The following is a 16,430-nucleotide window of genomic DNA, read 5'->3' as shown; positions in this document are numbered from 1 at the left end:
CACGGAGTCCACATGGCAATCGCAACGACCCGACGCCTGGCCATCTTCCTGGGCCTGGCCCTGGTGATGGGCGTCACCCGCTTCCACCCCTCGCTGCTGCACCACGCGCTGTGGGATGCCTCGTGGGGCGTGTTCTTCCTCGCCGGCTTCTGGCTGCGCGGCCAGGGCCGCTGGGCCGGTTGGATGACATTTGCGCTGCTGATGGCCGAGGCGGTGCTGGTGGACTACCTGGTAATCAGCGGCCAAGGCATCGACTTCTGGAGCCATTACTGCGTGTCGCCGGCCTACTGGTTCCTGCTGCCGTCCTACGCGGCGCTGTGGCTGGGCGGCAGCTGGCTGGCGAAGCGCCAGCAGGGCCTGAACCTGCGTACGCTGGGCCTCGCGGTGGCCACACTGCTGGTCGCCGAGGGCGTCTGCTATCTGGTCTCCAACGGCAGCTTCTACTGGATCAGCGCCAGCGTGCCGGCACCGCGCAGCCTCGGCGCGTGGTTCGGCAACCTTGGCGACTGGTACCTGCCGTTCCTCGCCGGCACCTCGGTCTACGTGGCGCTGGGCGCCGTGCTGCACGTGCTGGCGACCCAGCTGGCGCACGCATCGCAGCGCAGCGGCCACATCCGGCACTGACGTGGGCAACCGGCTCTCGAAGATCTACACGCGCACCGGCGATGACGGCAGCACCGGCCTCGGCGACGGTTCGCGGGTGGGCAAGGATTCGCTGCGGGTCAACGCCTATGGCACGGTGGACGAGCTCAACAGCACGATCGGCATGCTGCTGGCCGCCGACGGCGTCGATGACGAAGTGCGCGAGGCACTGACCCAGGTGCAGCACGACCTGTTCGACCTCGGCGGCGAGCTGTGCATTCCCGGCATGGCGATGGTCGAGGACAGCGACATCGAGCGGCTGGAGCGCATCCTCGACGAACTCAACGAACCGCTGCCGCCGCTGAAGGAGTTCATCCTGCCCGGCGGTGGCATGGCCGCCGCCTGTGGCCACCTGGCGCGCACCGTGTGCCGCCGCGCCGAGCGCGAAGTGATCGCGCTGTCGCGGGTGGAAGATATCCGCAACCAGCCGCAGCGCTACCTGAACCGGCTGTCCGACCTGCTGTTCGTGATCGCGCGCGTGCTGGCCCGCGCCAGCGGCCACGGCGAAGTGCTGTGGCAGCACGAACGCCGCCGCAAGCCCAAACCTGTCGGGTAAGCCGCGGCATGCTGCGGCTGTACACCCACCCTGCCTGCCTGCAGCACGACCCGGGCCCGGGACACGTCGAACGGCCGTCACGGCTGTACGCGGTGTTGCAGGCGCTGGACCACGACCGTTTCGCCGCGCTCGACCGCATCGAGGCGCCGCAGGCGACCCGCGAACAGCTTTGGCGCGTGCACGACGCGGCCCACGTCGGGGAAATCCTGCTCGGTGCACCGCCAGGCGACCTGCTCGCGCTGGACCAGGACACCGTGATGGGCCCCGGCTCGACCGAGGCGGCGCTGCATGCGGCCGGCGCCGTGGTGGCCGCGGTCGACGCGGTGCTCGGCGGCGAAGTGCGGCGTGCGTTCTGCGCGGTGCGCCCGCCCGGCCACCACGCCACGCGCGAGCGGGCGATGGGCTTCTGCCTGTTCAACAACATCGCGGTGGGCGCCGCCCATGCGCTGGCCGCACATGGCCTGAAGCGGGTCGCCATCGCCGATTTTGACGTGCACCACGGCAACGGCACCCAGGACATATTCGAGCGCGAGCCGCGCGTGCTGTTCGTCTCCAGCCACCAGTCGCCGCTCTACCCTGACAGCGGCGGTGAGGACGAACGCGGCGTGGGCAACATCGCCAATGGCACGCTGTCGCCCGGCGCCGGCTCGTACGAATTCCGCGAGCTGTGGGACGGCGTGCTGCTGCCTCGGTTGCATGCCTTCAAGCCGCAGCTGGTACTGGTCTCGGCCGGCTTCGACGGCCACCGCGACGACCCGCTGGCCGACCTCCGACTGGGTCAGGAAGACTACGCGTGGATCACCGGACGGCTGGCGGCGCTGGCCGACGCGCATGCCGGCGGGCGGCTGGTCTCCACCCTGGAGGGCGGCTATGACCTGGCCGCGCTGGCTGCCAGCGTGAGCGCGCACGTCGGCGCCCTCATCGAGTAAAAACCTGCGCAGCACACCGCTGCCCCGCATCGAATTTCCCCGTTTGATGCCCGCCCATGCTGAATCCCGGCGTGTGGCGGGAAACGTTCAGCTGCCGTCCGGGGGGTCTTTCTGCTAGCTTAACGAGCCTTCGAAGCCGGCAGATTCCCCGTGACGCCCAAGCTACCTCCACGCCGCCTGCTGGCAGTCGCTGCCGCCCTTGCCCTGTTCGGCGGCCAGGCCGACGCCAGCAGCACCCAGGCCCGGCCCGCGAGTCCCGCCGCCCCGATCGACCAGGCCTGCCCGCTGGGCTCGTTCCACTGTGCGCCGCGCCCGCTCAACTACGCGATGTGCCGGCCCAACGCCTTGCTGGAGTTCTACGACCCCAGCCTGGGCACGGACACCCGCCTGCGCGAAACCAGCCCCACCCTGGTGCAGGCGCAGCACGTGGACAGCTCCAACCAGTCGGTCTACCACCTGTCCGGCGAAGTGAAACTGCAGCGTGCCGACCAGCAGCTGCAGGCCGAGCGCATCGACTACAACGACCAGAACACCGACTACGACGCCCGCGGCAACGTGCGCTACCAGGAAGCCGGCCAGTTGCTGGCCGCCTCGAGCATGCGCGGCAATACCGAAGCCAGCCGCGGCGTCGCCAACGACGTGCGTTACCAGATGCTCGACGCGCGCGGCAACGGCACCGCCGGCCAGGGCCAGATGCTGGATGCGCAGCACACGCGCTACTCGCAGGCCACCTACTCCACCTGCGACGTCGGCCACCACCTGTGGGAGTTCCGCGCCAAGTCGATCACCATCAACAAGGAGACCGGCGTCGGCGTGGCGCGCAACGCCACCATGCGCCTGGGCAACGTGCCGTTCCTGTACCTGCCGTATTTCAGCTTCCCGGTCGACGACCGCCGCAAGACCGGCTTCCTCTACCCAACCATCGGCCATACCAGCCGCGCGGGCTACGAGATCAGCACGCCGTACTACCTGAACCTGGCACCGAACTACGATGCCACGCTGGACCCGCGCATCTACAGCGCGCGCGGCGCGATGCTGGCCGGCGAATTCCGTTACCTGACGCCGGGCAGCCGCGGCCAGCTCAACGTGGAATACGTGCCGAACGACCACGGCGAAAGCGACGGCCTGGCCGACACCAAGGGCGACTCGCGCTACCTGGTGAAATTCGCCGACAACACGCAATTGTGGAAAGGCTGGCAATTCGTCGGTTCGTACAACCACGCCTCGGACAGCAGCTACCTGTACGACTACGGCGACGCCCTGTCCCACGCCGCGGTCTATACGCTGGCCTCCAACGCCGCGATCGTGGGCGGCGGCAAGTGGTGGAACGCCTCCTTCGGCGGCACCATCTACCAGAACATGAACCCGTTCGTGACCGACAGCGGCCTGCCGTACAAGCAGCTGCCCTACGCGAAGTTCAGCCTCGACGTGCCGCTGTCACGCTGGCTGGAATTCGGCATGGACAGCTCGGCGGTGGCATTCCGCAGGACCGGCTCCGTCGAAGGCCAGCGCGAAGACCTGTATCCCTACTTGGAGGCGGACTTCGGTAGCTCGGCGTGGTTCGTGCGGCCAAGGCTCGGCTATCGCTACACCGCCTACCAGCTGGACAACGGTTACCAGAATTACGGTTACAGCGGGCGACTCGGCAGCGGCAGGAAAACACCGTTCGATCAGCAGTCGCCGAGCCGATCGCTGCCGATCGTCAGCCTCGACAGCGGACTGGTGTTCGACCGCAGCACCACGCTGTTCGGCGACAGCTACACGCAGACCCTGGAGCCGCGGCTCTACTACCTGTACGTGCCGTACCGCAACCAGAACAACCTGCCACTGTTCGACACCCGGACGATGTCGTTCGACTACTGGCAGCTGTTTTCGACCAACCAGTTCTCCGGCGCCGACCGCCAGATGGATGCGAACAACCTCACCGCCGCGCTCACCACCCGTCTGCTGGACGACGGCGGCGTCGAGCGGGTGTCGGCCAGCATCGGCCAGATCCACTATTTCAGCCCGCAGAAAGTGCTGGGCACGGATTGGGTGCGCTCGGCCTACGTGGCCCAGCTAGACATGCAGCTCAGCGACCGCTGGCGCCTGAACAGCGCCTACCAGTGGAGCCCGAACACCCGCCTCACCGACCTGGCCGCGGTGCAACTGCAGCGGCGCATCCGCACCGACGGCATCCTCAACTTCTCCTACCGCTACCGTCGCGGGCTGCTGGAACAATACAGCGCGTCCGTGGTCTACCCGGTGTCCGAACGCTGGCGACTGGTGGGTGCATGGACCTATTCGGTCAAGGACCGCGAGAGCGTCGATGCACTGGCGGGCGTGGAATACGACAGCTGCTGCGTGTCGCTACGGCTGGTGGGGCGCAGCTACGTGAACCAGAGCTACTACGGCTTCGGCCCGGTTCCGACCGGCGGCAACACCAACCATCGCGACAACGCCGTCATGTTCGAAGTGGTTTTCAAGGGGTTGGGCTCCACCGGCGGCCAAATCGATCCACTGCTGCGCCGTGATATTCTCGGCTATCAATAAACGCATTCGCCCCGGCGACCCAGGCTTTCCACAGATGAAGCAATCCCTCGCATCTCTCCTGCTCGCGCTCGCGATCATGCTCCCCGCCCACGCCCAGCTGCTGGCCCCGGCCGCGCCGGCCGGCCAGTCGCTGGACCGCATCGTGGCCGTGGTCAACGACGACGTGATCCTGCAGAGCGAGCTGAACGACGCGGTGGCCTCGGTGCAGCAGCAGTACGCCGGCCACACCGAGCAGTTGCCGCCGATGAACGTGCTGCAGCAGCAGGTACTCAATCGGCTGGTACTGATGCGCCTGCAGATCCAGAAGGCGCAGGACCAGGGCATCCACGTCTCCGACGCCGATGTCGACCAGGCGATCCAGGGCGTGGCCCAGCAGAACAAGCTCAGTCCCGAGCAGTTGCGTACCGAGGTGGAACGCAGCGGTGCCAGCTTTGCCTCGTTCCGCCAGCAACTGGCCGACCAGATCACCGTGCAGCGGCTGCACCAGAGCGTGGTGCAGGATTCGGTATCGGTCACCGACAGCGAGATCGACAACCTGCTCAGCAGCCCGACCTACAAGGCCGGCGAAGTGCATCTGGCGCACATCCAGATCAGCATTCCCGGCGGCGCCGACGCCGCCGCGATCCAGGCCAGCCAGGCCAAGGCCGAGCAGGCGCTGGCCGCGATCAAGGGTGGCATGGATTTCAACGCCGCCGCGATCCGCTACTCCGATGCGTCCGATGCACTGGACGGCGGCGACCTCGGCTGGCGCCGACTGGACGAGATTCCGCCCGCCTTCGCCGACACCATCGCCTCGATGAAGCCCGGCGACGTCAGCCCGGCACTGCGCGGCCCGACCGGCTTCCACATCCTCAAGCTGGTTGACCAGCGCCAGAGCAGCCGCAAGGTGGTCGCCGAGCTGCACGCCCGGCAAATCCTGATCAAGCCGAGCGAACTGCTGACCCCGGCCCAGGCCGAGCAGAAGGCGCAGGACCTGTACCACCGCATCGTCGACAAGCACGAGGACTTCGCCACCCTGGCGAAGGAAAACTCCAAGGACGACACCACCGCCAACCTCGGTGGCGACATGGGCTGGTTCCCGCCGCAGGCGTGGGGCGAGGCGATCGCCGCCCAGCTGGCCCAGCTGAAGGACAACCAGGTGTCGAAGCCGTTCCAGAGTTCCGCCGGCTGGCACATCGTGCAGCGGCTCGGCGAACGCCAGAGCGACCAGACCGTGCAGATCGAACGCGACCAGGCACGTCAGGCCATCGGCACGCGCAAGTCCGAGCAGGCCTACGACGACTACCTGCGTGACCTGCGTTCCAATGCCTATGTCGACATCCTGGTGCCCGAGCTGCGCGTCGCGGACGACCGGGCTGCCGCCAGCTCGCCGTAAAGGCGGCTGAACGTCATGCCATTGCCCCGGCTCGCGCTTACCGCGGGTGAGCCGGCGGGCGTCGGCCCCGAGCTGCTGGTGCGCCTGGCGGCCACGCCGCTGGCGGCCAGCCTGGTGGCGATCACCGACCGCAACCTGCTGCAACGCGCCGCGTCGCGTTGCGGCCTGGCCGTCGAACTGGCCGATGACGACGGCAGCACGCAGACGGCGCGTCGCCCCGGCACGCTGCGTGTGCACCACACCCCGCTGACGATCGACGAAGTCCCCGGCCGGCCCGATCCGCGCAACGCCCGGCACGTGCTGGACACCCTGGCCGAGGCCGCCGACGGCTGCATGGCCGGACGCTACGACGCCGTGGTCACCGCGCCGCTGCAGAAATCCTCGATCAACGACGCTGGCATCCGCTTCAGCGGGCATACCGAATTCTTCGCCGGACGCGCGCACGCCGACGTGGTGATGATGCTGGCCAGCCCGGAATTGCGGGTGGCGCTGGCAACCACCCACCTGCCGCTGGCGGCGGTGTCGACGGAGATCACCCGCGAGTCGCTGGCGCGCACGCTGCGCATCGTGCACGCCGAACTGCGCGCGAAGTTCGGCCTGACCGAGCCGCGCATCGCGGTGCTCGGCCTCAACCCGCACGCCGGCGAGGGCGGCCACCTCGGCCGCGAGGAACTGGACACCATCATCCCGCTGCTGGACGAGCTGCGCGCCGAAGGCCTGCAACTTCTCGGCCCGCTGCCGGCCGACACCGCCTTCGTGCCGGCGCAGCGTGCACGCTACGACGCGGTGCTGGCGATGTACCACGACCAGGCGCTGCCGGTGCTGAAAAGCGAGGCATTCGACCGCACCGTGAACCTCACCCTCGGCCTGCCGTTCATCCGCACTTCGGTCGACCACGGCACCGCGCTGGACCTGGCCGGCACCGGCACCGCCGACCCGGCCAGCCTGATCGCCGCGGCGAACATGGCCTTGGAACTCGTGGCGCACCGTGGCGCTCATCCGTCCTCGCCCCTGCGGGGAGAGGAGCGCGGTGAGGGCCCAACCTTGCGAAAGACCCCATGAACCACGCCCCCGCACGCCCCAAGAAAAGTTTCGGCCAGCATTTCCTGCACGACCGGCGCTACATCGACCGCATCGTCAGCGCGATCGCGCCGCGGCCGGAGGACTTCGTGGTCGAGATCGGCCCCGGCGAGGGCGCACTGACCCTGCCGCTGCTGGCCGCGGCCGGCAAGCTCACTGCGATCGAGCTGGACACCGACCTGATCCCCGCCCTGCAGGCGCGTGCCGCCGCCGCGGGAGAACTGCACATCATCCACGCCGACGTGTTGAAGGTAGACTTCAGCGCGCTCGCACACAGTCATGGCGTGCCGCGGCTGCGCATCGCCGGCAACCTGCCGTACTACATCTCCAGCCCGATCCTGTTCCATTGCATCGAGCACGCCGCGGCGATCGCCGACATGCACTTCATGCTGCAGAAGGAAGTGGTCGAGCGCATGGCCGCCGAACCGGGCAGCAAGGTGTACGGCCGGCTGTCGGTGATGCTGCAGCTGGCGTGCCGGGTCGAGCCGCTGTTCGACGTGCCGCCGGAAGCCTTCCGCCCGCCGCCGAAGGTGGAGTCCGCCGTGGTGCGGCTGCTGCCGCTGGAACCGCACGAGCTGCATGACGCACAGCCCGGGCATGTCTACGCCGTGGTCAAGGCCGCGTTCGGGCAGCGGCGCAAGACACTGGCCAATGCGCTGAAGCAATTGCTCAATGCCGAGGCGATCCGTCGCGCCGACGTCGACCCGAAAGCGCGCGCCGAAACCCTCGCCCCGGCCGACTTCGTGCGCCTGGCCAAGGTCTACGGCAGTCTCTGACGGGCGGCGGCGCCCCATTCGCGGCGACAGGCCTTACAATCCGGACATGACTGAAAAATCTTCCTACACGATCGACGTGCAGGTCGAAACCCGCTTCGTCCCCGATCAATCGAAGCCCGGTGACAATCGCTACGTTTTCGCCTACACCGTTACCCTGCGCAATGCCGGCGAGATGCCCGCGCGCCTGCTCACCCGCCGCTGGATGATTACCGACGCCAACGGCAAGGTGGAGGAAGTGACCGGCGAAGGCGTGGTCGGCGAACAGCCGTGGATGCGGCCCGGCGACGATTTCGAATACACCTCCGGCGCCGTGCTGGAAACCCCGGTCGGCACCATGGGCGGCAGCTACCAGATGCTGGCCGACGACGGTACGGAATTCGAGGCGCCCATCCCGACCTTCACCTTGTCCATTCCGCGTACGCTGCACTGATGGCCCTGCGCTGACATGGCTACGTACGCGATCGGCGACGTGCAGGGTTGCTATCCCGAACTGCAACGCCTGCTGGAGAAAGTGCGCTTCGACCCGGCGCAGGACCAGCTGTGGTTCTGCGGTGACCTGGTCAACCGCGGCGGGCAATCGCTGGACACGCTGCGGCTGATCCACGGCCTGCGCGAGCACAGCGTGGTCACCCTGGGCAATCACGACCTGAGCCTGCTGGCCATCGCCCAGCGCCGGCCCGACGCGCAGGCCCGGGTGAACCCGGAGCTGCGCGAGGTACTGTTCGCCGACGACGCGCCGGTGCTGTTCGAGTGGCTGCGCTCGCAAAAGCTGCTGCACCACGACGAGCAGCTGAACTGGACCATGGTGCACGCGGGCCTGGCACCGATGTGGACGCTGCGCCAGGCCATGCGTTCCGCCCAGGATGTCGAGCGCGAGCTGTCCAGCCCGCGCCACCCGCGGCTGCTGCGCAACCTGTTCGGCAACCGGCCGGCGCAGTGGACGAGCCGGCTGCAAGGCCTGGATCGCCAGCGCGCCACCATCAACACGATGACCCGCATGCGCTACTGCGACGTCAACGGCCGCATCGACTTCGAGGCGAAGGGCATCCCCGGCACGCAGAAGGCCGGACTGTACCCGTGGTTCGAGGTGCCCGGCATGCGCCGGCGCGACACCCGCATCGTCTGTGGCCACTGGTCGACGCTGGGCCGATTCGCCGGCCTCGGCGTGCACGCGATCGACACCGGCTGCGTCTGGGGCGGACAGCTCACCGCCCTGCGACTGGACAGCGAGGAGCCGCAATACGTCACGGTCAACGCCGAGCCGCATCGCAAGCGGCCGCCGGGCGGCGAGGATTGATTCGCTACGGATCGAACCGACAGGCATGAAAAACCCCGCCGCGGCGGGGTTTTTCATGCCTGTCGAACCGGCTCAGGCCAGCTGGCCGTGGCAGTGCTTGTACTTCTTGCCCGAGCCGCACGGGCACGGGTCGTTGCGACCGACCTTGGGGCCGTCGTGCTGGGCCGGCTGGGCCAGGCGCATGCCGGCACCCACCGCCGGTTCCGCGGCGCCACCGAACGCGCCTTCCGCCGGCGCACCGCCGCCGCTGGCCAGCATCTGTTTCTGCAGGCGATCAGCCAGGCGCCGCTGCTCGGCCTCCATCGCGGCGACTTCCTCCTCGCTGCGGATACGGATCCGCGCCAGCATCTGCACCACTTCGGCCTTGATCCGCTCGAGCATGTCGGAGAACAGCTTGAACGACTCGCGCTTGAACGCCTGCTTCGGGTCCTGCTGCGCGTAGCCGACCAGGTAGATGCCCTGGCGCAGGTAATCCATGCTTGCCAGGTGATCCTTCCAGGCGTTGTCGACCACGGTCAGCATGATGTGTTTTTCAAGCTGGCGCATGGTCTCGGCGCCGATCTGCGCTTCCTTGGCCTGGAACAGTTCGTTCACCGCGCCGCGCACGTGCTCGAGGATCATCTTCGCGTCGATCTCGTGCTGCTGCTCGACCCAGCGCTTGAGGTCGAGCGACAGGCCAAGCTCGCTTTCCAGCTCGCGGTCGAGACCGGCCAAGTCCCACTGCTCGTCGATGCTGTCATCCGGCACGAATCCGCGCACCATGCTCTGCACCACGTCGTCGCGGATGTCGGCGACGGTGGCCTGCACCTCTTCGCCGTCGAGCAGTTCGTCGCGCTGGCGGTAGATCACCTTGCGCTGGTCGTTGGCGACGTCATCGAATTCCAGCAGGTGCTTGCGGATGTCGAAGTTGTGCTGTTCGACCTTGCGCTGCGCCTTCTCGATCTGCCGGCTGATCATGCGATCTTCCAGCGCGTCGTCGTCCTTCATGCCAAAGCGCTTCATCCAGCGCACCAGGCCTTCGCCGCCGAAGATGCGCAGCAGGTTGTCTTCCAGCGACAGGTAGAAGCGCGAGGAGCCCGGATCGCCCTGGCGGCCGGAACGGCCACGCAGCTGGTTGTCGATGCGCCGCGACTCGTGCCGCTCGGTACCGATGATGTGCAGGCCGCCGGCAGCAAGCACCTGCTCGTGCAGTTTTTTCCAATCGGTCTTGACGCGCTGGCGATCGAGCTCGCTGGCGCCTTCCGGCAGCATCGCCAACGCGGCGTCCATGCTGCCGCCGAGCACGATGTCGGTACCACGGCCGGCCATGTTGGTGGCAATGGTGACCTGACTAGGCGCGCCGGCCTGGGCGACGATGTGCGCCTCGCGCTCGTGCTGCTTCGCATTGAGCACTTCGTGCGGCACGCCGGCCTTCTTCAGCAGTTCGGACAGCAGCTCGGATACCTCGATCGAGGTGGTACCGACCAGCACCGGCTGCCCGCGTTTGTGGCAATCCTTGATGTCTTCGATCACCGAGTTGTACTTCGGCGTCTGCGACAGGAAGATCATGTCCGGGTTGTCCTTGCGGATCATCGGCTTGTGGGTGGGGATCACCACCACCTCCAGGCCGTAGATGCTCTGGAACTCGAACGCCTCGGTGTCGGCCGTGCCAGTCATGCCGGCCAGCTTCTTGTACATGCGGAACAGGTTCTGGAACGTCACCGTGGCCAGCGTCTGGTTCTCGCGCTGGATCGGCACGCCCTCCTTCGCCTCGACCGCCTGGTGCAGGCCGTCCGACCAGCGCCGGCCCGGCAGGGTGCGGCCGGTGAACTCGTCGACGATGATCACCTCGCCGTCGCGCACGATGTAGTCCACGTCGCGCTGGTAGATGCCGTTGGCGCGCAGCGCGGCGTTGAGGTGGTGCACCACTGCCAGGTTCTTGGAGTCGTACAGGCCGCTGTCCTGTTCGATCACGCCGCCCGCGCGCAGCAGTTCGTCAGCATGCTGCATGCCCGCCTCGGACAGGTGCACCTGCTTCTGCTTCTCGTCGACCCAGTAGTCGCCCTCGCCGTCCTCCTCGGCCTGGCGGACCATCTGCGGCACGATCTTGTTCACCGCGAGGTACAGCTGCGGGGAATCCTCGGCCGGGCCGGAGATGATCAGCGGCGTGCGCGCCTCGTCGATAAGGATCGAGTCGACCTCGTCGACGATCGCATAGTGCAGGCCGCGCTGGTAGCGCTGTTCCTTGCTCAGCGCCATGTTGTCGCGCAGGTAGTCGAAGCCGAACTCGTTGTTGGTGCCGTAGGTGATGTCGGCAGCGTAGGCCGCGTGCTTGTCGGCGTGGTCCATGCCCGGGTACACCACCCCCACGGCCAGGCCGAGGAAGTTGTACAGCTTGCCCATCTGGGCCGAGTCGCGCCGGGCCAGGTAGTCGTTCACGGTGACCACGTGCACGCCCTTGCCCGCCAGCGCATTCAGGTAGACCGGTAGCGTGCCGACCAGGGTCTTGCCCTCGCCGGTGCGCATCTCGGCGATCTTGCCCTGGTGCAGCACCATGCCGCCGATCATCTGCACGTCGTAGTGACGCATGCCCAGGGTACGCTTGGCCGCCTCGCGCACCACCGCGAAAGCTTCCGGCAGCAGCTTGTCCAGCGATTCGCCCGCGGCGACGCGCTGCTTGAACTCGTCGGTCTTGCCGCGCAGCGCGTCGTCGCTCAACTTTTCGAATTCGGGCTCCAGCGCATTGATGCGGTTGACACTCTTGGAAAGCTGGCGCAATACGCGTTCGTTGCGGCTACCAAACAGGCTCGTCAGGGCACGATTGAACATCGATCTTCCGGGTTGGGAGTGAAATGCCTGCGGCAGGCGCGGGCCAATCAGGCATGTTACTACATGCCCGCCGGGCGCCGCCCATGAGGCCGGCCCCACCGGGATACGGCCGGCCAGGCCATGCCGCCACGCCGTCCTGAATGGCGCCAGCCGGAGCGGGATTCAAGGGATGGCCGGGGCGAAGACCCGGCGTCAGCGGTGGTTGCGCACGAACGCCAGCGGATTGACCACGCGGCCGTCGTACCAGACCTCGAAATGCACATGCGACCCGGTGGAGCGGCCGGTGGAACCCGCGCGGGCGATCACGTCACCTACCTGCACATGCTGGCCCGGACGCGCCACCAGCGCACTGTTATGCGCGTAGCGGGTCATGTAGCCATTGCCGTGGTCGATCTCGATCACGTTGCCGTAGCCGCTGCGAACACCGGCAAAGGTCACCATGCCTTCGGCCACGGTGTGCACCGGCGTACCGAGCGGGGTCGAGATATCGATGCCGGTGTGCCGCGCCGAGCGGCCGTCGAACGGGTCCGCGCGCACGCCAAAATAGGAGGAGATGTATCCCGGCACCGGCATCCCGGTCGGCTTCAGGTTGGACTCGATCCGGGCATCCAGCAGCAAGCTCTGCAACGCCGACAGCTGCGCCTGCTGCCGGTCGAACTGGCTGGCCAGCTGATTGATGCTGTCGTCCAGCGCGGGCGGCAGGGCGTAGGCGCTGCTGCCGGCATCCTCGACGCCACCCACCGCCGGCTGCTGGTCGAAGTCGAACTCGCCATCGTCGAGCTTGCCAACCTCGGCCAGCCGCTCGCCCAGCGCATTCAGACGGGTCGACTGGGCCTGCAGCTGGCCCAGTTTCACGGCCAGCGCATCGAGGCCACGCTGGGCATCCTGGCGCACGCCGCCCAGCTGGGCATTCTGCTGCTGGATCTGCTGCTGCAGGTCGTGGATCTCGACCAGTGCCCGATCACGCGGGCTGGCCACCAGCATGGCCAGCGCCACGCCGGCCCCCATGCAACCAAGCACCGCCAGCGCGGCCGCCGAAAACAGCTTCCAGCGCAGGCGGTGATCCGCCAGGTCGAGGGTCTTCGGCAATTTCCTGGCGCGTGATACGAGTATGATCTGCATGTCTTTCCAGGGTCGAATTCCGGCACCATGCAGCGCGCCACTCCGGCCACTTCCCGTCGCACCGGCAACAGACCGAAGTCCCTCGCCGACTGCGGCTCCTTCGCGACACTGGCCCGAAAGGCCGGTGCGCTGGAAGCGCTGGACCGCGCACTGCGCCAGACGTTGCCATCGCCATTGCGCGAGCAGGTGAGATTCGCCAACCTGCGCAACGACCGCCTCGTCTTCCTGGCGTCTTCACCGGGCTGGGCCTCACGCCTGCGACTGATGCAGACGCAAATCCTTGCCGCCGCACATGCCATCGGCACCTGCGCCAGTTCAGTCACCGTGAAAGTAGTTCCCCCACCACCGGTCGCCACAGCGCCGGACCGGTCGAAACCGCTTTCGCCCGCCGCCGCCGCCCACCTCAGGGCTGCCGCCGCGTCATTCACAGACCCCGAATGGCGGGTACTGTTCCTTGAGCTGGCGTCCTTCGCCGAAACCGCTGATTCCCCCTTGCCCGGCACGGACTGATCTGCACCGACCCGCGTACCGGAGGCGGTTTTATAACACGCCGTTTGTTAAGGAGTAATCCGCCATGTCATGGAGGCGTGAAGCGTAACGCGGTAAAAATGTGATACGCATCACGAAAAACGGCCCTGTCTCGCGACAGGGCCGTTTCTTGTAAGGACTTTGTGGAGGAGAAGCGAGCGTCGGCTCAGATCGCCTGTGCCGGGTGGGCGTAGGAGATCGGCGAGGTGGCCGGGTCGTCCTGGTAGCTGACCTCTTCCCACGCCGAGGCATCGGCCATCAGCGTGCGCAGCAGCTTGTTGTTCAGCTCATGACCGGATTTGTGCGCGTGATACGCGCCGATCAGGCTGTGGCCGAGCAGGTACAGGTCACCGATCGCGTCGAGGATCTTGTGCTTGACGAACTCGTCCTCGTAACGCAGGCCGTCCTCGTTCAGCACGCGGTAGTCGTCCAGCACCACAGCGTTGTCCATCGAGCCGCCCAGCGCCAGGTTGTGTTCGCGCAGCATCTCGATGTCGCGCATGAAGCCGAAAGTGCGCGCACGGCTCACTTCCTTGACGAAGGAGGTGGTGGAGAAGTCGATCTCGGCGCGCGAGGTGCGCTGGCTGATGATCGGGTGGTTGAAGTCGATCGAGAAGCCGACCTTGAAGCCTTCGAACGGCTCGAAGCTGGCCCACTTGTCGCCTTCCTGCACCTTCACCGGCTTCTTGATGCGGATGAAGCGCTTGGCCACGTTCTGCTCTTCGATGCCGGCAGACTGCAGCAGGAAGACGAACGGGCCGGCGCTGCCATCCATGATCGGCACTTCCGGCGCGGACAGGTCGACGTAGGCATTGTCGATGCCCAGGCCCGCCATCGCCGAGAGCAGATGCTCGACCGTGGAAACGCGCACATCGCCGTTGACCAGCGTGGTCGACAGTCGGGTGTCGCCGACATTGTCCTGGCGGGCGCGAATATCCACCGGTGGATCGAGATCCGTGCGGCGGAACACGATGCCGGTGTTCGGCGCGGCAGGACGCAAGGTCATGTACACCTTGTCACCCGTGTGCAGGCCGACGCCGGTCGCCCGGATGATGTTCTTAAGCGTACGCTGCTTGATCATTGTAGTTGGTACCCGTGTAGGCAGCAGCCAATCAGGAGCGGATGCTAACACAGTTTTAACCTGCGATAAAAGCAAACCGTACCGTACAGTCTGATTAAGCCTTCATGTTTCTTTCATCCTTGAAAGCTGAGGGAGCGTCCGCTGCGGTTTTCCCGACCAAGCGATGGTTCGACACGACGCCCCGTGCCTGGACGGGAATCCGGCACGGGGCATCGGACCGGCCGCCACGGGAAGCCCATGGCCGCTGGTCGTGCGTCATCCCGACGCACAGCCTTGCTGCTTACACCTGCAAACGGCCTCCCCAGGCCAATCCTCGACCCACCTCGCACCTCGGCACGATCGGCCAAGGCCGCCGACACGATGGGAATAGTGACCGACCCAGCGGGCATTCGTTCAATACTTTCGCATCTCCTTAACTTGTGCAAGCTGCCAGAAGTCAATCTTCCATCAGTCGGCCTGGCGGCGCAGGAACGCCGGGATATCCAGGTAATCGAAGCCCGGCTCGGCGTTCTTCGCCGGCGCCGCGGACTCCGCACGGCTGTGGCTGACCACCATGTCCGGCTGCGCGTAGTCGACCACTTCGTTGCCGGTACCGGTCCGCAGCACCACCGGACGCGGCCGCATCTGCACCTGCTGGGTGGTTTCCACCATGCGAATCGGCGGCTGCTGGCGGGAAGCGACGGCACGGTTGAGGCCGGTGGCGACCACGGTGACCCGCACGTCGTCCTTCATTTCCGGGTCGAGCGAGGTGCCCATCACCACGGTGGCGTCTTCGCTGGCGAAGTCGTGGATGATCCGGCCGATCTCGTCGAACTCGCGCATGGTCAGGTTCGGACCGGCGGTGACGTTGACCAGGATGCCGCAGGCGCCGTTGAGGTTGACGTCTTCCAGCAGCGGGTTCTTGATCGCCGCCTCGGCCGCCGCCTGGGCGCGGTCGTCACCGCGGGCGGTACCCGAGCCCATCATGGCCAGGCCCATCTCCGACATCACGGTGCGCACGTCGGCGAAGTCGACGTTGATCAGGCCGGGGGCCGTAATCAGGTCGGCGATGCCCTGCACGGCGCCCTGCAGCACGTCATTGGCGGCCTTGAACGCATTGAGCAGGGTGACCTCGCGACCGAGTACGCTGAGCAGCTTCTCGTTCGGCACGGTGATCAGCGAGTCGACGTGCTGCGACAGGTCCTCGATGCCCTTCAGGGCGACCTGCATGCGCCGGCGGCCCTCGAACGGGAACGGCTTGGTGACCACCGCCACGGTGAGGATGCCCTTTTCCTTGGCCAGCTGCGCCACCACCGGCGCCGCGCCAGTACCGGTGCCGCCGCCCATGCCGGCGGTGATGAACACCATGTCGGCGCCTTCCAGCATCGCCTCGATCCGCTCGCGATCCTCCAGCGCGGCCTGCCGGCCGACCTCGGGATTGGCGCCGGCGCCGAGGCCTTTGGTCACGTTGCCACCGAGTTGCAGGTGGGTGCGCGAGCCGCAGCTGTTCATCGCCTGCGCGTCGGTGTTGGCGACGACGAATTCCACGCCTTCGATGTTGGCATTCAGCATGTGCGCCACGGCATTGCCGCCGCCGCCGCCCACGCCGATCACCTTGATGACTGCATTGGGTGCGAGTTTATCAATCAGTTCAAACATTTCCCGTCCTCCGTAGAGTTGTTGTCGTTGTAACCATGCAGCGCGACTCCTGTCGGTCCATGGTGG

14 protein-coding genes are annotated in these 16,430 nt (G+C 66.8%); 10 read left to right on the top strand and 4 right to left on the bottom strand.

Going from position 1 to position 16,430, the window contains the following annotated elements; translation table 11 throughout:
• The first annotated feature begins 12 nt into the window (after positions 1-12).
• The 9 genes from QQA13_RS03055 (at position 13) to QQA13_RS03015 (ending at position 9,187) form a co-directional block, all read left to right on the top strand.
• A complete protein-coding gene (locus QQA13_RS03055; RefSeq protein ID WP_108472666.1) occupies positions 13-624 on the top strand; it encodes a hypothetical protein in 612 nt (203 codons plus the stop codon).
• 1 nt (position 625) lies between these two features.
• The gene (locus tag QQA13_RS03050; RefSeq protein WP_108472665.1) at positions 626-1,198 is read left to right on the top strand and encodes a cob(I)yrinic acid a,c-diamide adenosyltransferase; all 573 of its coding nucleotides are present in this window, start codon (positions 626-628) and stop codon (positions 1,196-1,198) included.
• A gap of 8 nt (positions 1,199-1,206) precedes the next feature.
• Complete coding sequence (locus QQA13_RS03045) at positions 1,207-2,127, top strand: histone deacetylase family protein (protein ID WP_108472664.1); 921 nt, start codon at positions 1,207-1,209, stop codon at positions 2,125-2,127.
• 150 nt (positions 2,128-2,277) lie between these two features.
• Entirely contained in the window at positions 2,278-4,659 is a 2,382-nt protein-coding gene (locus QQA13_RS03040) for an LPS-assembly protein LptD (RefSeq protein ID WP_108472663.1), read from the top strand.
• 34 nt (positions 4,660-4,693) lie between these two features.
• Entirely contained in the window at positions 4,694-6,034 is a 1,341-nt protein-coding gene (locus QQA13_RS03035) for a peptidylprolyl isomerase (protein WP_108472662.1), read from the top strand.
• Positions 6,035-6,049: 15 nt separating this feature from the next.
• The gene (gene pdxA / locus QQA13_RS03030) at positions 6,050-7,096 is read left to right on the top strand and encodes a 4-hydroxythreonine-4-phosphate dehydrogenase PdxA (RefSeq protein ID WP_108472661.1); all 1,047 of its coding nucleotides are present in this window, start codon (positions 6,050-6,052) and stop codon (positions 7,094-7,096) included.
• Positions 7,093-7,890, top strand: a complete 798-nt coding sequence (gene rsmA, locus QQA13_RS03025; protein WP_108472660.1) for a 16S rRNA (adenine(1518)-N(6)/adenine(1519)-N(6))-dimethyltransferase RsmA — start codon at positions 7,093-7,095, stop codon at positions 7,888-7,890. The genes pdxA and rsmA overlap by 4 nt, the downstream gene beginning before the upstream one ends.
• Positions 7,891-7,936: 46 nt before the next feature.
• Positions 7,937-8,320 (top strand): Co2+/Mg2+ efflux protein ApaG, encoded by a 384-nt coding sequence (apaG, locus tag QQA13_RS03020; RefSeq protein ID WP_007509311.1) that lies wholly within the window; start codon positions 7,937-7,939, stop codon positions 8,318-8,320.
• Positions 8,321-8,335: 15 nt separating this feature from the next.
• Complete coding sequence (locus QQA13_RS03015) at positions 8,336-9,187, top strand: symmetrical bis(5'-nucleosyl)-tetraphosphatase (protein WP_108472659.1); 852 nt, start codon at positions 8,336-8,338, stop codon at positions 9,185-9,187.
• Positions 9,188-9,259: 72 nt separating this feature from the next.
• Here QQA13_RS03015 and secA read toward each other — a convergent pair whose 3' ends face one another.
• Together secA and QQA13_RS03005 are read right to left on the bottom strand one after the other, a co-directional pair.
• The gene (secA, locus tag QQA13_RS03010; RefSeq protein ID WP_108471906.1) at positions 9,260-11,995 is read right to left on the bottom strand and encodes a preprotein translocase subunit SecA; all 2,736 of its coding nucleotides are present in this window, start codon (positions 11,993-11,995) and stop codon (positions 9,260-9,262) included.
• A gap of 192 nt (positions 11,996-12,187) precedes the next feature.
• Positions 12,188-13,117, bottom strand: a complete 930-nt coding sequence (locus QQA13_RS03005) for a M23 family metallopeptidase (protein WP_108471907.1) — start codon at positions 13,115-13,117, stop codon at positions 12,188-12,190.
• A gap of 27 nt (positions 13,118-13,144) precedes the next feature.
• On the opposite strand from QQA13_RS03005, the gene QQA13_RS03000 reads away from it, so the two are divergent.
• Positions 13,145-13,627, top strand: a complete 483-nt coding sequence (locus QQA13_RS03000) for a DUF721 domain-containing protein (RefSeq protein WP_108471908.1) — start codon at positions 13,145-13,147, stop codon at positions 13,625-13,627.
• 184 nt (positions 13,628-13,811) lie between these two features.
• Here QQA13_RS03000 and lpxC read toward each other — a convergent pair whose 3' ends face one another.
• Complete coding sequence (lpxC, locus tag QQA13_RS02995) at positions 13,812-14,726, bottom strand: UDP-3-O-acyl-N-acetylglucosamine deacetylase (RefSeq protein WP_108471909.1); 915 nt, start codon at positions 14,724-14,726, stop codon at positions 13,812-13,814.
• Positions 14,727-15,173: 447 nt separating this feature from the next.
• The gene (ftsZ, locus tag QQA13_RS02990; protein WP_108471910.1) at positions 15,174-16,364 is read right to left on the bottom strand and encodes a cell division protein FtsZ; all 1,191 of its coding nucleotides are present in this window, start codon (positions 16,362-16,364) and stop codon (positions 15,174-15,176) included.
• Between the last annotated feature and the right edge of the window lie 66 nt (positions 16,365-16,430).

The sequence above is a fragment of the Rhodanobacter thiooxydans genome (assembly GCF_030291135.1).
GTDB classification, from domain to species: domain Bacteria; phylum Pseudomonadota; class Gammaproteobacteria; order Xanthomonadales; family Rhodanobacteraceae; genus Rhodanobacter; species Rhodanobacter thiooxydans_A.
Note: the sequence above shows the minus strand (reverse complement) of the source record. Positions and strands in the feature narration are given on the sequence as shown.